The sequence below is a fragment of the Segatella copri genome, from assembly GCF_026015295.1.
GTDB classification, from domain to species: Bacteria; Bacteroidota; Bacteroidia; order Bacteroidales; family Bacteroidaceae; genus Prevotella; species Prevotella copri_C.
In genome coordinates this window covers 3,596,943-3,612,723 of the sequence record NZ_JAPDUW010000001.1, presented here as the reverse complement: position 1 = coordinate 3,612,723, position 15,781 = coordinate 3,596,943, and the positions used below count along the sequence as shown (strand labels likewise).

The 15,781-nt window shown below is 45.2% G+C and carries 10 protein-coding genes; all 10 read right to left on the bottom strand.

The genetic code is table 11. From position 1 onward, the window contains the following. Positions 1 to 135: 135 nt before the first annotated feature. The 10 genes from ONT18_RS15085 to ONT18_RS15040 all read right to left on the bottom strand — a co-directional run bounded on the left by ONT18_RS15085 (position 136) and on the right by ONT18_RS15040 (position 15,779). The gene (locus tag ONT18_RS15085; RefSeq protein ID WP_264906896.1) at positions 136 to 390 is read right to left on the bottom strand and encodes a PD-(D/E)XK nuclease domain-containing protein; all 255 of its coding nucleotides are present in this window, start codon (positions 388 to 390) and stop codon (positions 136 to 138) included. An 85-nt stretch (positions 391 to 475) separates the two neighbouring features. Next, a complete protein-coding gene (locus ONT18_RS15080; RefSeq protein WP_264906508.1) occupies positions 476 to 2,107 on the bottom strand; it encodes an ATP-binding protein in 1,632 nt (543 codons plus the stop codon). 129 nt (positions 2,108 to 2,236) lie between these two features. Then, positions 2,237 to 4,633 (bottom strand): TlpA family protein disulfide reductase, encoded by a 2,397-nt coding sequence (locus ONT18_RS15075; RefSeq protein WP_264906506.1) that lies wholly within the window; start codon positions 4,631 to 4,633, stop codon positions 2,237 to 2,239. Between the two features lie 64 nt (positions 4,634 to 4,697). Further along, complete coding sequence (xyl3A, locus tag ONT18_RS15070; protein WP_264906493.1) at positions 4,698 to 7,304, bottom strand: xylan 1,4-beta-xylosidase; 2,607 nt, start codon at positions 7,302 to 7,304, stop codon at positions 4,698 to 4,700. Positions 7,305 to 7,418: 114 nt separating this feature from the next. After that, the gene (locus tag ONT18_RS15065; RefSeq protein ID WP_264906492.1) at positions 7,419 to 9,956 is read right to left on the bottom strand and encodes a glycoside hydrolase family 31 protein; all 2,538 of its coding nucleotides are present in this window, start codon (positions 9,954 to 9,956) and stop codon (positions 7,419 to 7,421) included. A gap of 66 nt (positions 9,957 to 10,022) precedes the next feature. Then, positions 10,023 to 11,513, bottom strand: a complete 1,491-nt coding sequence (locus tag ONT18_RS15060; protein ID WP_264906491.1) for a family 43 glycosylhydrolase — start codon at positions 11,511 to 11,513, stop codon at positions 10,023 to 10,025. Positions 11,514 to 11,533: 20 nt separating this feature from the next. Further along, a complete protein-coding gene (locus ONT18_RS15055; protein ID WP_264906484.1) occupies positions 11,534 to 12,097 on the bottom strand; it encodes an acetylxylan esterase in 564 nt (187 codons plus the stop codon). 154 nt (positions 12,098 to 12,251) lie between these two features. Then, positions 12,252 to 14,762 (bottom strand): glycosyl hydrolase family 8, encoded by a 2,511-nt coding sequence (locus ONT18_RS15050; RefSeq protein WP_264906483.1) that lies wholly within the window; start codon positions 14,760 to 14,762, stop codon positions 12,252 to 12,254. Positions 14,763 to 14,846: 84 nt separating this feature from the next. Further along, positions 14,847 to 15,197, bottom strand: a complete 351-nt coding sequence (locus tag ONT18_RS15045) for a hypothetical protein (protein WP_264906481.1) — start codon at positions 15,195 to 15,197, stop codon at positions 14,847 to 14,849. 78 nt (positions 15,198 to 15,275) lie between these two features. Further along, the gene (locus ONT18_RS15040; RefSeq protein ID WP_264906478.1) at positions 15,276 to 15,779 is read right to left on the bottom strand and encodes a hypothetical protein; all 504 of its coding nucleotides are present in this window, start codon (positions 15,777 to 15,779) and stop codon (positions 15,276 to 15,278) included. Between the last annotated feature and the right edge of the window lie 2 nt (positions 15,780 to 15,781).

The following is a 15,781-nucleotide window of genomic DNA, read 5'->3' as shown; positions in this document are numbered from 1 at the left end:
ATATTGCAAAATACAGAAACGAGCAGAAGTCCGCTCGTTTCCATATTGTTACCTATATAATATAGGCAAACGCCCAACTTCTTGATTTTCAATCAAAGTCCAAATTAGAGCGAGTTAACCCCATTAACATAAAGCCTATTTTGCCCAATCCAATACAATCGTCTTATCTTCATCAATCATAAAGTTCATACCAATCTTTTCCACGGTTTTGCCCCTTAGGGCAAAAGCATCAGTATAATGCTTGTTGTTGATTTGGTCAAGAGCCTCTTGTGCCGACTTATTAAATTTCAGTTCTATCACATAGATGGTATCCTTTGTTTCCATCGTAATGTCTGTTCTTATACCGAGACTTAAAATCTCTTTTATGAAATATAGGAGTAGAAAAAGAATACTGAAAAAAAGAAAGTCGCTGATTATTAGTTCAATACATGATTTTTAACAGTTTTTTCTTTTTCAGACCTTTTTTTTTATGCCATTACTTTATATAATATTTACTATCAAATCGAGTGCCCTCTTTTTCTATCTCCTTCCCAACCATAGAATAGAGCATCTTTCGAATCTCTTTCATATCTATATCAGGAATGCGCTCTGCTATATCAGATATTTTACTCAAAGGATGCACACGGAGATCTTCCATAATTAGTGCCTTAAGAACATGTGGTTCTATAGTCTTCAAACTAGTAACAATGTTAGATTTTGCATTTTTCAGCAAAGTTGTATTGATTTGGAAAAATGATCCTTTCTTGACGCCACCTTTCGTTATCAGATTGCTTTTGTCTAAGTTATCAATATAGCTTCTCAATCGTTCTTCTGCAGATAGCTGGAGGATTTTAGATAAATCGGTTGCGGCAATGCGTTTCTCTCTGGCTATGATACCGAAAGCAATCTTGTTCTTTTGGGAAAGCTGATAATTATGGTCAACATAATCCATCAGGCGAACAACTTCTTTATCCGTAATCTCTGCACTTTGATATACTGTGACTGTGTTGAATGTTGATTCTATCTCAGGTTGTTTCTTTGCTTCAACGGCATCCAACTCATAAATCAAGTCATAGCCAGAGCCCTCACCTTCCATCAATCCAAGTGCAGTCAGTATCTCAATCATATTCGGATTACGTCTGTGCTTAGTATGAAGGATGTTGTCTTTGGTTACACCCAAAGGGAGACCACCAGGATTGGAGATGCTGATATAACCTGGATACACCTTGATTGTGATGTCGTTAGAGATGGTTCTTGAACTATGAGCCAAACTGTTAACAAGCAGCTCTCTGATTAAGTTCTCGTTATAATAGCGTACTGTCTTACGGAAGAGTCCATTAGGCATCTCATAGCTATAGGTCAACTCTACAGCCTTGTCCATAATATCTTCCAAAAGTTCTTTCGGATTACGTGTATTGTCACGCCATTCCAATTTGTTGGTTTTGTTCTCCAAGTCATCATATACGATATATTGCACAGTGATAGGATAGCAAATACGGCTACGCTGTTTGGCTGTACCAATCCATAAGACACCAAGATTAGTCATCTTGTTGCCGTCAAGAAGATGGTACTGTTCGCCAATTTCCATATCATCGAGCTGCTTGACATGCTGCTTCACTCTATCAGATTGGCGTATATCATTAGCGAATTTAGAGAGATTCGTCTTATTCTCATCTTCCAATTCAAATCGTGTTGGCACAAGTTCCCATTGGAAAGCTCCTTTCTCTTCTCCTACACGTTGAATATCTTCACTACGCACAGGCTCGCATTTGTCTGCGACACGGATGTACATTTTGCCATCAGAAGTGGTGGCATATGAATGGAGTGAAGGGAATACTGTGATGGCAAAGTACTGGCTGCCAGTTTCGTCTGCACAAACGTCGCCTACAGCAAGACCTACGTTGAAACAGAGTCCACGCAATCTTGTAACAGCACTATTTGCCTCTTCTTGCGGTATAACCTGATTGGGAGCAGGCTTCTTTGTCTTGTCTTCTACGCCAATCATAATTTGTCCACCTTGTGCATTGGCTAAAGCCACACAAGTAGTGGAGAGCTCTTTGAATCCTTTCTCTCCTGTTCGAATCTTTTGCAGACTCTTGTATTCTATCTTTTGTTGCTCTGTATTCATGTTTACTTGTTAATCTTTAAACAGATACAAAGATAAGCAAAAATCCCGAAACCGCCAAGCGATTTCGGGATTTATTATGTATTCAACTGTGCACCCAATACCTTGAAGGGGATTTTATCAGTATTCTTACTATCTGTTCAGTTCCTTGATGATTTTCTCCAGATTGTCAAGCTGGCGAGCATCCACTTTCACATCTACCAGATTTCCTTCCTTGTCGAAGAGGCGATAGGATGGGAAGGAGCGAATGTTGAGATAGTTCTCGATGGCACTCTGCTGAGGCGCTGGCAAATTGTAGTGGGCGATATTGTCGCCAACCAGATTATTCAGTCTGATGATATTTTTCCATGACTCTTCCGGACTTCTGCTTGCCATGTATAGATATACCACATCGTATGGTGCCAAGCGTTCGAACTCTTCCTTCGAATGGGCTAGAGCCTCCTTGCAAGGGGCACACCAGGTTCCCCAGACATCCAGCAATACAAGCTTTCCCTTATAAGGCTCCAATATATGGCGAAGAAGCTTCTCCCCATCGCTCATATCCTGCGGAGCTGTCTTGATACTAATTGTAATATCCTTGTTCTGCAAAGACAGGTACTTACGGTGTTCTGCCAATACTTTCTCCCTGAGAACTTCAGAACTGATGCTGTGTTCTGCCAGGTCAAGACCATAACTATTGAGTGGCATGGCTAGTCTTTCCAACATCTGAAGAAAGGCCTTGGAGATGATGACATCTTTCTGCTGCTGGTTGCATCCCATGCTATCAGCTATATGCTGGGCATAATATACATCGATGAGAGGAGTCTCATCCTTAAGCATCTTGGCAATATCTTCTCTACCAATGATAGCCGTAGCGCGCTTGTCAAGGACTGAGTTGGAAAAAGCTTTTACTATTTTCTCCTGCTCCTTGGCATCTGTCGTCTGATATTGCTTGATAGTTATGGCATCCAGATTCTTAGCCCATTGTTCCACCGTAGCAATTTCTGAATCGGTTATCGCAATATCCCCCAGAGCCTTGTGCTTTCTCAACAGTTCCGGATAAGAATTGGTGGATAAGAATCCATAGGTCCTTCCCATGGGGGTACTGTACTTTAACCTTCTTTCCTGGCCGATGAGATCATTAGTCAGCATACTATAGTCACGAAACTGAGTATAAGGCTGCGGAATCTCCTTCCATATTTTTTCCACTTGGCTCACATATTCCTGAGGGAAAACATTGTCTTTTACGCTATATGCTCCTTGCAAGATATCCGTAGCATAAATGCAGAGAAGGTATTGAGCCGCATACTCCTGATAACATCTGGAAATAGATGCCGATTTTTCTATCTGTTTTCGTAAGTTCCCTTCAGCCTCCTTATATCTGGATTCAAGAATCTGCATCATCTCCTGGGCTGGAACCTTATTCTCATCCTTACCTGCATAGTCTGCGTTAATCATTGGGATAGGATGCGCCAGCAGTTCGTTTTGCAAGCGACAGTTCTTGCCCATGAAGATGGAATGTCCAGACTTGAAGTCATAGAGCAGATAATAGGTCTCACCTGGCTCCAATACCGTGTTGATATAAGTATGTTTCCAGTCCATGAAAACCTCGGTAGAGTTGATGAGAGGCACTTTGATCTCAAATCTGCCAAGAGAATCGAGCTTGCTACAATTGCTCAATTCCGTGAATGTGGAAAAGAGATCATAATACTGCACACTATACTCCTGCCCTCTATCCCAAAATTCCTTAGGCATATTTCTGAGCCATCCCACAACAATAGCCGTATCGGGCTTGTTATGAGTATCCTTCAGACTTGTGGTCTCATCTTTCTGCGGATAATCCGGAAGGGTGGAAGTGGTAATGAGCGAATATTCGGCTTTCTTGCCGTTGATGGTCATCGTGCGCTTGCCATGTTGAGGTTTGTCGATGTTGACAGCCAGGTCGCTCTTGCCATCGGTAAGGATGAAAGAGTACTTGTCGCCCTTCTGATTCTTCTGCTTGTATTGCCAGTAACGGCAGTCGTAGATGGCGAAATCTTCATAGAATCCTATCTCCCAATCGCCGGTCGCATCGTTGCGCCAAAGCGAGGAGAAGAGCTGTTTGATGCGGGTATCGATATTCTCGATGCCAAATATCTTGAAGTTCTTCTTGCCGTCACCTTCCAGGAAGTCAAACTTTCGGGTCTTCTTGGGGAGCGGTGCGAAGTGGAAGACCACATCCTCCTTGCCTGAGCTTGGCATATAGTGTTCTTCGTCAAGTTTCAGTCCATCACAGCTCTTGACGAGATATTTCTTGCCATCAGCAAGGAGATAGGTTTCCTTCACAAACTTTACCCAATAGTGTGGGGGAAAAGTGATGTGCATGAACACTCGTGTTTCATCATCTGCGAATTCCACACGATAGATGTTGAGTTGAGATTGAAAAGGATCATAAAATAGCTGATTCGATTCAGCTACCGGCTGTTCCCAGACAATAGGTTTCTTGCCATTCCCTGCCCAGCAAGTACAGAGCCAGATGGCTGCAATAAGTACACAAAGGATTCTTTTCATAATTCGATTATTTTATTGGATTGATACTATTGAAAGCAGTATATATTAATTAGTATACCGTTACTTAATATTCAATAGAAACATCCAGTTTCTTCAAATCCTTATCAGCCGAACTGCTGCCGTAATAAACCTCATACTTTCCTGCCTTGGCACGGACGGTATTGGTTGCAGCATCGAAGAGTTCGAAGTTCTTGCTGTCCAGGGTGATGACGGCTTGAGCTGTTGCACCGGCTTTTACCTCCACTCTCTCGAAAGCCTTCAAGCTTTTCAATGGTCCTTCGATATCGGCAGGATCCTTCACATACACCTGCACCACCTCGGTTCCATCTTTCTTGCCAACATTACTTACAGGCACCTTCAAGGTAATCTTCTCACCCTTCTTCAGGATAGAGTTGGAAAGTGTAGCATCGCCAATACGGAAAGAAGTGTAGCTCAAGCCGTAACCGAATGGGAAGAGCGCATCGTTCATATAACGATAGGTTCTGCCCTTCATGCTGTAATCCTTGAAATCAGGCAACTGATTGGAATTGCGATAGAAAGTGATTGGCAACTTGCCGGCAGGATTGTACTCTCCGAAGAGTACACGAGCCACTGCCTCACCACCTTCCTGACCAGGATACCAGGCCTGGAGAATGGCATCGCAACTCTCTGTCTCTGGAGTCAAAGCGATAGCCGAACCCGAACAGTTGACAAAGACAACCTTTTTGCCCGCCTCCTTCAAAGCCTTCAGGAAATTGCGCTGAACCTTAGGCAATTCGATGTTGGTGCGGTCACCACCCTTGAAGCCAGAAATCTCGATAGGCATTTCCTCACCTTCCAACTGTGGAGAGATGCCACCTACGAAGACTACTGTCTCGCAATCCTTCAACTGCTTGAGCGAAGCCTGATAGTCGATAGGATTCTCATGACCGATATTGATCTTCATATCCGCATTATAGGTTGGCATCTCAGCATATCGTATTTCTATCTGATACTCCTTACCTTTCTCGCCCTCAAACTCGATGCGGGATTCTACAGTACGCCAATCACTCTTCTCTGACTTTTTCTCACCATTCAGATAAACCTCATAATGACCGCAGGCAGCCACATCGAGTAATACCTTGGCGTTTTGCTTAGGACGGAATACGGTTTCATACTTGGCAGAAAAGCCCGTCAACTTCACATTAGGTGCAAACGAATGCTGGCCATAGGTAGTTACCTGCACAGGATTCTTTTCCTGGGTGATGGTAACAGGCTTACCGTTCATTTCACGATTGTTCCAGAAAGTGCCCTTAAAGCCCATCTTGCCATCCATGCTACACTGGTCGAAGTAAGAATCCAAAGTCTGATCGTTCACCAGGTCGCACCCTTTAAAAGTGACGACCTGGTTTTTCTTCAAACGATTCTTGATACCATCCAGGATGGTAATTGTCTGTCGTGGAGTACCATTATAGTTTCCCCACATCATCGGTTCGTTATCCACATTTGGTCCGATGAAAGCAATCTTCTTTACCTTTTTATCGAGAGGTAATACCTCATTCTTGTTTTGGAGCAGCGTCATGGTCTGCAGAGCCATATCGAGCGAGAGCTGGCGATGCGCCTTGCTGCAAAGCACAGATACAGGAATCTTCGACCATGAAACTATCTTGTTGTCATCCATCTCACCCAAGTCGAAACGACCTTCGAGCAGACGAATCACATGCTTATCAACTTCTTCTTCAGTCAGGGCACCATACTTCACAGCCTCAGGCACCGATTTATATACATAATTAAATCCACATTCTACATCGGTTCCAGCCAATACGCCCTTAGCTGCCGCATTTCTGGCATTGCTCGAAACCTTATGATTCTCCCAGAAATCAGTAACAGCGCCACAGTCGGAAACTACCAGGTACTTGAATCCCCACTCATTCCTGAGAATCTGCTGCAGAAGGCGGGTGTTGCCGCAGCATGGTTCATCATCCCAACGCTGATAGGCACACATCACCTCACGCACCTTGGCATCCTGCACCAGTGATTTGAAGGCAGGCATATAAGTTTCCCAAAGGTCGCGCGGTGTAACATCGGTAATATTGTCTGTATGGCGAGCCCATTCTGGTCCGCTATGAATTGCATAGTGCTTGGCACAAGCCCAGAGTTTGCGGTATTTCGTATCTTCAGGTCCCTGCAATCCGCGCACCACGGCACATCCCATCCTACTGGTAAGATAAGGATCCTCACCATAGGTTTCCTGTCCACGTCCCCAGCGAGGATCACGGAAGATATTCACGTTTGGAGTCCAGACAGATAAAGCATGGAAACGGGTTACATCTCCTCCCTTCTGCTGCAGTTCATTCCATTTGGCACGCATCTCATCAGATGTTGCATCAAAGACTCTATACACCATTCTGTCGTTAAACGAAGCTGCCATTCCGATAGGTTCCGGAAAGACGGTTACATCTCCCATGTTCGCCACACCATGCAGTGCCTCGCTCCACCACTGGAATCTCTTGATTCCCAATCGTGGGATAGCCGGCGAATCATCCAGCATCAGAGAAGCTTTCTCTTCCAAAGTGAGACGACCACATAAATCTACCGCTCTCTCATGAGCCGAGAGGGCTGGATTCTGATAAGGCAACTGCTGCGCTGAGGCATTGCCGGAAGACATAGTTACCACAAACATCAAAGCTGCGTATATAACATTCTTGTTCATTGTAATTACTATTAAGCTATTGGTATATTAAATTGTTATTTGCGCTGCAAAGATAAACAAAAAAGCAGAATACTACTTTATCACAAGTATCAAATACTTTATATGATGTAACACTTACATCTGTATCTTTACAGCCTTTCCGTCATATTCCACACTCTTGCTTGCCTGCATAGGCTGATCGCCCGCTCCACTATTGGCATCCACCAATACGATATGGAATCTGCGATGCTGGAGCATTCCCTTATAACTGCCCTTGCGTGGAGCGATGTTCAGGGTTCTGTCTGCTTCATTCCAAACAAACTGGATTTCCGAGAATTTACCCTTCTCGTAATTATAGTTGTCACCCTCATCCTCATAGAGCGTAAATTTACCATCAGCACCAGGATAGACACGAATTTCCAGTTCATCCCAAGGCTTCTCTGAACTATACTGCACTTCAGGACCGAATGGCAGGATGGTACCTGCCTTGATGAATACAGGCATGATGTCGACAGGACAAAGGCGCTGGATATCCTGACCGCCCTCATACTGGGTGTTGCTCCAGAAATCATACCATTTATTACCCTTTGGCAAGTAAACATTCACAGGCGCAGCTGCCTTCCTTACATCAGGATAGATGGTATGGCCCTTCTTCTCCTTATCCTTCCAGGTGTATAAAGGATCGGTTACCGGCTTCACCAGGATGTTGCGGCCAAAGAGATACTCATCGTTCAGACGGGAAGCCTTCTTGTCTGCCGCATAATCCATTACCAGGGCACGCATCATGCTTCCGCTATTCTGTACACAGTCGCCAGCCGTACTGTAGATATAAGGCAAAAGGCGATAGCGCAGCTTGATGGCCTTAATCATAGCATCATAAGCCCAGTCGCCCTGCTTTCCGAATTCATACAGTTCGCTTACCATCGGCGAAGAACAGTGGTTACGCATCAATGGCATAAAGGTTCCCCACTGCATCCAGCGGGTCTGCAATTCCTGAATGGCTGGGTTCTTTGGATTCTGTTCAAACTCCCAGTAGAAGAAACCACCTAGGTCGGTGTTCCAGAATGGGATACCGCAGAGCGAGAAGTTCAAGCCCGATGGAATCTGATTCTTCATCTCGTTCCAGGAAGCCAGCACATCACCGCTCCAGCAGATGGTGCCATAATGCTGAATACCGAGACTGCCGCTTCGGGTCATCTGGAGCGAACGCTTTGTGTTGCCCTTCATCGCTCTCTGGTGCTCGTAGATGCTCTTGTTGTGCAACAATGGGAAGGCGTTCTTCACGCCCAACCATGAACCATCGAAGGTCTGATAGTTCTCATCGCCCGGCTTCTCAAAATGGTCTGGCTCCGTAGAATCGGTCCACCAGGCATCAAAGCCCATCTGGTAGAGATGAGTAAGATACTTCCAGTAGAGGTTGCGAGCCTTCGGATTGAAGACATCGTATGGCATCACGCCACTGTTTCTTGGCCAGGTATCGAAAGGAAGGAGGGCATTCATCTTCTTCAGTTCACGATACTGCTCTGTCCAAGGACCGAAACTTGCCCAGATGGAAATCATCAGATGGGCATCGTTCTTGTGAACATACTTCACCATCTCTTCCGGACTCTTCAGGCGGGGTTCTTCCTGTGCCTTCATCTGCTTCATATCGGTAGGAAGATACTTGGCATAGGCTGGGTCGCCCACCTTATTTATATAATATGGATTCTGGAATTTCATCGCATTCCAGTTGGAGTCGCATCCCCAATACTGCCAGTCCTGCACAATGGCATCAGTAGGAATCTTCAGTTCGCGATACTTATCCAATACGCCCGCCAGTTCATCGCTGGTCTTATAGCGCTCACGGCATTGCCAGAAGCCCATCGCCCATTTCGGGAACATCGTAGCCTGTCCGGTCAGTTCACGGATGCTGGCGATGACTCCATCCTGTGTACCATCCTTGTACATGAAATAGTAGTCGGCACAGGTTCCTACTTCACTGGTGAAGGAAGTGCATGATGGCTGGTTGCCATTATCCCTGGATGCTACAATATCATTGAAATAGGTTTTTCCGGCATTGTCCCAGTAAAGACCATAGCCCTTCTCACTGGTGAAATAAGGGATGGCGATATAAGTATTATTATTCCAGAGTACGATATTCTGTCGACCACGCTGATTCATGTAAACATCGCGCAACTGTCCCAGACCATAGATTGCCTCGTCATCAGCAAGACGGAAGTCTTGCTCTATGCGGTACTTGCCCTTGTTGGCTTCATCCTTGCGGGCTTCCAGACGGGTCTTCGTATCAGTAAGCAGCAACTTTCCATCCTTCGAAAGGAAGCGGATTTCGCCAGTCTGCTGATTCAGTTCAACGGAAATAAAACTAGAATTGATTTTTACAATATCTCCGTTTTCCTGTATTTGAACGCCCTTCATCTGTTGAGGTTTCAAGATGACAGAATAGCTTTTCTTCTGAACAGGAGCACCAAGTCCGGCATCAGATTTCAAGATGCGGACGATGGATGGAGAATAGAATTCGATGGTTACATTCTGCTGAGCCACCTGACGGGTGATAGACTTGGCAGCCGTACCTTTCTGGGTGCCTGCCACCTTTACGCTCTTGGCGCTGAGTTCACTTGGAACACCAACGACAGCGATGCCCAAAAGGGCAATGAAAGATAAATTCTTTAGCATACTTCTGTTTATTTTATTAGAGGGTTTATGATTGGGACGCTTCTCGATTGTCAATTCATCATGAATTTATTGTTGCCTGAAATTCCATTTAGAATTATCGCTATTGAAATCGAAGGGAGCCAAGCCTGGGGTACAATCGCCGAGTGAAACCAATGCAAGTTTCTCTTCAGTGCCTGGCACAGCCTTAGGCATGATGCGATAGGTGCCATCGGTAAGCTGTTCGATGCGCCAAAGCTGGGCATCTTCACCCGTAAATTCAGGTTTGGCGATGACATCATGCTGAGCGGTTGCGGTAAGATAGCGAGTAGTGCCTTCTATGCAGATCTTATAATAAGGACCACCCAGATAACCACCCTTTCCGGCAGGCATGATACTCCACTTCTGATGAGGACGGAACATATAATCATTCATTCTCACCTTCACCTCGCCCTTAGGCCATTCTGCCTCTACCTCCTTCAAGGTCTGAGGTTCGATATTCTTCAGAGGCTTGGTCGGCTTGATCCAGAAAGGTTCGATATCCCGCTGCATTCTCACGAAATCTACGGCAATCTCCAGGGCATAGCCTCTTCGTTCCGATTCTATCTCGTAGGTTCCGGCATGAAATTCATCACCAGCCACAGGCCAATCGTTCTTCCACAACAAAGGACGGATAGCCAACACGCTTCGTCCTCCCTGTCTGAAATCAGACTCATAGTGGAACGACATTTTTTCTACACCCTCTTCCTCAATATAGCGTCCGAAGTGACCGGGACCCGTCTTCAGATTGTTGGCTGCAATCACCATCTTTCCACCGCCCTGCAACATCTCTCTGCCCACATTATCCACGTATGGACCGGTTATCTTTCGCGAACGTCCCACCACGATATTGTAGGTAGAATTAGGACCATCGCAACAGGTGCCATGAGTGCCGAGAAGATAATACCAGCCGTTGCGGTAAATCAAATCAGTAGCTTCGCAGTCGATGGCGATATTGACGGGTTCGTTGCCTTCCATCCGCTTACCCGTCTTTGGGTCGAGTTCTACCAGACGGATAAATCCGAAATAGGTACCATAGCTGAGCCAGAGTCTGCCGGTAGTAGGGTCGAGCAACAAGCCCGCATCAATGGCATCACAGTCTTCATCATCTAAGGATGAGGCGACCACCACCGGTTCAGTATATTTGAAATCAGACGATTTCGGATCGAGCGTTTTGTTCCACATCGTCAGGACATCACCGCGATGACTGCCTCCCAATCCACCACCCGTAGCACTGTAGGCTACAAGATAACGGTCGCCAATCTTCAACACATCAGGAGCCGCTCCTCTTCCGGGACGAACAGCACCACCCTGCCAGGTCCAGCCATCCTCCGACCAGATTCCGCCTTCACCCGTTCCAAAGGTATAATACTTTCCATCACACAGGGCAATGGTAGAAGGGTCATGAATGAAAGGTTCGCCCACCTGGGCTTCTGCCTCGTAAGCAGAAGAAGACAACAAGGCAACCAAAGCAGCGGCATAAAGTTTCTGCTGAGCAGCAACCGGGCTAAAATATCTGAAAAATATATTGTTCTGTTTCATAACTTTCTTTATTGATTGCACTACTTCACGTGAATAGACAGGTTTCTGACAGGCTTGCCCTGTCCGTCGATGAATCGGACACAGAAGTCACTCATACCAGGTCCATTGATTACTGCACCACGAAGGATATTCCTACCTTTCTTCAAGGTAAGTTTCTTAGAAACCACATCATCGCGAACCATTCTTCGGTCGCCTTCGAGCATCACCGCCTCCTCGCCATTGAGCCACCACATGGAAGCACCATTCGAGCCAACAGACAAGCGGACGTCTTTCATCTCCTCAGGGCAATCGATAATGGTAACCGCCCAGAACAAGACACCATACTTGGGCTTCTTAAACGAAGTAGCGAAACGGAAGAGCTTCACATTAAACAGTTTACTGTCCAGCGCATGCCATTTCAGTTTTTCCTTGCCCACCTTCACGACGGCTCCATCCTTAGGAACTGTTTCCATCTGTTTAGGGAAATACTGCGTATGGAATATCTCCTTCAGATAAGAATCAGTAAAAACGACATTGCTCTTGACCGGCATAGAGATGGGCTCCAGGAGCAACCATCTCTGAATAAAGCCAGCCGCATTAGGCATGACAGCCTGCTTCCCGACTGGTCCGAAATAAGGATTGATGTCTGCAGGTAAATTCCTATTTTGGGCATCCGCAGAGGAATGTCCAAAAAGGAATACACATAAACAAAACAATCTAACTATTTTATTAAAAATGTTGTACATAGACTATTCATTATTATTGATGTTCGATAATCTGATAACGGCCACTCAGATGCATGAAGGCGAAGAGACGCAACAGTCCGTCGTAGTAGCCATCGAAGAAGCCTTCTTTATCCGGTTCATGCTTGGCATTCCAGAAATGACTGACGAATTCCCTGCCCTTCACATGATTGCTGACCAATGAAGCCGCAGCCGAAGTGGCAACAAAACCGATGGAATGGCGGAGTGCCTTAGGAGCCGTACCTGCCGGCAGAATATCTTCTACCATCGTTCCATCTACATTATACTGGTCCAGGAAAGAATCAATGCCCTTACTATACAGGAAGTTCTGCAGCGTATTGGCATATTTCTGCTGCCACTCCTTATCCTTGCAAACCCAGGAATAATCGAGCGCTATGTTCATAGGAACACGCCATGAATCGTAGCGGAATGCATCACCCAGCAACTGACCCGTCTTCATCAGACTGCCATCATAGTTGCAATAGTCGGGGTTCAAGCCCGTCTTCTCATTGATGCACTTATGCAGGAACTCACGGCTTTTCTCAGCACACTCCTTCCAGAACTGGGACCGTCCGTCGTTAGCCCATTTCGCCCAAACCTCGTAAAAGGCAGGGAGATGGTAAGAAGGGTCGGTAAACTTCCCGCCCCAATGATCGGGCGTAAAGGTGATGAGCTGATGTTCGAGATTGATGAGCGGAGCTGTGCGGTCCATTCCCGCCTTCTGCATGCTGCAATCCAGAATATGCTGCGCTTCCTTCAGATAGTTGATGCCCGTATCATTGCCCCATCGGTTGGATGCAAAGATGAGCGAAGTTACGAAATAGAGTTCACCATCCGATGCGGCACCCTGCGCATTTCTCGTTCCATCAGTCTTGCAGCTCCATGCGAAATAGCCCTTATAAGGTCCTTCCTGATGCTGCATGTATTTCTTGCTCCATCGCCAGAGGCGGTCGAAGATGTCCTTCTTGTCAAACTGCACGGCAGCCATCATTCCATACGACATGCCTTCGGTTCTCACATCATTGTTCTTTATATCGCTGACATATCCCATGGAATCGCCCACCTCGAAATAGACCTTGTTCTTACCGTAGAATACATCGTTGAACACTTCGTTCACCTTCCTGTCAATATCAGCCTGCTTATAGCCCATCTCGGCAAAGAGATTACGATACTGGTGAGTTTCGAAAGCACCCTTTTCCCAAGGCAACGCATCAAAGCCCAGCCAGTCTACCTCAACATCGGCTCCACTCTGCAAGGATACATGGAGAGCATGAACGCCCTGAGGAGCATGGAGCACCTGGGCTCGGACATTCTTCCAAGCTGCCGACTTTGGAATCTTCACCTTAGCGATGATATTACCCTTCTTGCCATCGGCTCTTACCACGAGCACACCGCCCTTTGAAGACTTGGCACGAATGGTGATTTCTTCCACCTTCTCATTACCGAAATCCACCTTATTATATATAAGGGCAGTATTCGATTTAAAGAAGAGAGTCTTCCAGCCGGCGAAACAGTTGTTCTTATCCAGATAATCAATACCAATACCCTTGCCTTGCAGCGCAGAATAGCGGTCAATCTGAATACGCGAACGTGCCTTCGTCAATCCCACACCTCTTAGCGTAGGTATCACCTTCTGTATCGTTCCGTCAGGATTGAAGTTCAGAGAGTCGATTCGCACCGAGCGGTTCTTGTCGAACTTAGGCGAATAATCATTATGGTGATAGAAGAGATACCACTGTCCCTGATATTCCACGATGCTATGATGATTGGTCCAGCACTTCGTAGGCGACTCATCCATGATGATGCCCTTGAATGTGAAAGGTCCCATCGGATGGTCAGCCATGGCATAAGCCAGCGTTTCGGTTCCATCCTTTTCACGTACCCAAGGGAAGGTGAAATAATACTTGCCGTTACGCTCGAAGGCAAATGGTCCTTCCTTGAATCCCTCAGGCAATCCCTCTACCAGTTTGGGTTCCGAGGCAAGTTCCGTCATGTTTGGTTTCAGCTTAGCCATGTGCAAACCAGCTCCAGCCCAGTAGATATAAGCCTGTCCGTCCTTATCTATCAGCACACAAGGGTCTATACCATGAACCCCCTCTATGGGTTTCCACATCGGCATAAACGGTCCTTCAGGCTGGTCAGCAACCGCCACACCTATTCCGAATCCCTTCTCCTCCCCTTTCGGAGCGGCAGGGAAATAGAAGTAATATTTCCCGTCTTTCTCTACACAGTCAGGAGCCCACATCGTATAACTGCCGTCCTGTACCCAAGGTACTTTGTCTTGCGAAACGATGACTCCATGATCCTGCCAATCCGTCAGATTGCTGGATGAGAAGACATGATAATCAGGCATACAAAACCAAGTCTTCAGTTTCTCTATCGGACTCGGTATGTCATGAGAAGGATAGAGATATATCTTCCCATTAAACACGCGAGCCGTTGGGTCTGCCGTAAACTGGCTATTGATGATTGGATTCTGCGCCAAGGCTGTGTCATAAGACAATACAGCCAAAGCAATGCATCTCATTATTTTCCGAACATTCATTCTTTTATATTAAAATTATTAGTTGATGCTGCAAAATTACATATTTTCCTTCATATACACTTTGTCTCATGTTGCAAAAACTTTATCTTGTTTTTCCGTACCCTCCGCATAGGTGGATTCCTCCAAGCGGTTCAAGCCATCATAGGCAAAGTCGTAACCACGGAGCACATGGTCCTTGCCTGATTGCCATTGCAAACGACTGATGTTTCCATTGAAGCATGGGTATGCTCCTGTGGTTTCGTACCATAGATTCTGAGAGAATCTATCAGATTTCATCTCTTTCAGCCAATTGCGGATATTGTAGGCATAGTTTATGACACCCACATTGCCGCTTCGCTTCAAGGAGACCAGCCTTCCGATGTCATCATAACTATATGACGCCACCATTCTTGTTACATTTCCGGCACTTAATGTCATTGTCTCTATTTTGTTATTATATTTGTTATACTTTTTTATGTTGAGTAACATTCATACTAATATCAAAATATTGCAAAATTACTCACCTATCAGTTCGTCTTTTTTTACAACAGGCATTACCAATGTATCAGGTTGGTTATTAACATTGACTTTACCATTTTCTTCCTCATACAGCTTTGCTTTCATTGTATAAGTAACAAAAGAATCAGAACTCATCATCACAGTATCCTTACCATCCATTAATGGTATCGTATCTTGCTTACAGTAAACAAAATCAGTTACAAATCCTTCTTGATTGGTACTGTCAAGCATATAAATGTTACGATTACTAAACATTTTATATATATATCTCTTTTTTATAAATTTATCATGAGGCGGAAATAAAAGACCTTTATAAAATGGACCAACCCAATATCCATTGGTTTTTTGTTTCCAAATAGGTATATAGCTAGAATTTATAATTAGATATGATGCATAATTCAGTGAATCTGTTTCTAAATCGCAAAGAATTTTATCAAATACATTGTCCCTACACCCCATTAATAGAACAGAAAGAATAAAGATTACTATTTTTATATACATTC

Bases quoted from the DNA above. Each gene is read 5' to 3' on its own strand.
- ONT18_RS15080 (WP_264906508.1), bottom strand. From the start codon at position 2,107: ATGAATACAGAGCAACAAAAGATAGAATACAAGAGTCTGCAAAAGATT.
- ONT18_RS15075 (WP_264906506.1), bottom strand. From the start codon at position 4,633: ATGAAAAGAATCCTTTGTGTACTTATTGCAGCCATCTGGCTCTGTACT.
- xyl3A (WP_264906493.1), bottom strand. From the start codon at position 7,304: ATGAACAAGAATGTTATATACGCAGCTTTGATGTTTGTGGTAACTATG.
- ONT18_RS15065 (WP_264906492.1), bottom strand. From the start codon at position 9,956: ATGCTAAAGAATTTATCTTTCATTGCCCTTTTGGGCATCGCTGTCGTT.
- ONT18_RS15060 (WP_264906491.1), bottom strand. From the start codon at position 11,513: ATGAAACAGAACAATATATTTTTCAGATATTTTAGCCCGGTTGCTGCT.
- ONT18_RS15055 (WP_264906484.1), bottom strand. From the start codon at position 12,097: ATGCCTAATGCGGCTGGCTTTATTCAGAGATGGTTGCTCCTGGAGCCC.
- ONT18_RS15050 (WP_264906483.1), bottom strand. From the start codon at position 14,762: ATGAGATGCATTGCTTTGGCTGTATTGTCTTATGACACAGCCTTGGCG.
- ONT18_RS15045 (WP_264906481.1), bottom strand. From the start codon at position 15,197: ATGACATTAAGTGCCGGAAATGTAACAAGAATGGTGGCGTCATATAGT.
- ONT18_RS15040 (WP_264906478.1), bottom strand. From the start codon at position 15,779: ATGTATATAAAAATAGTAATCTTTATTCTTTCTGTTCTATTAATGGGG.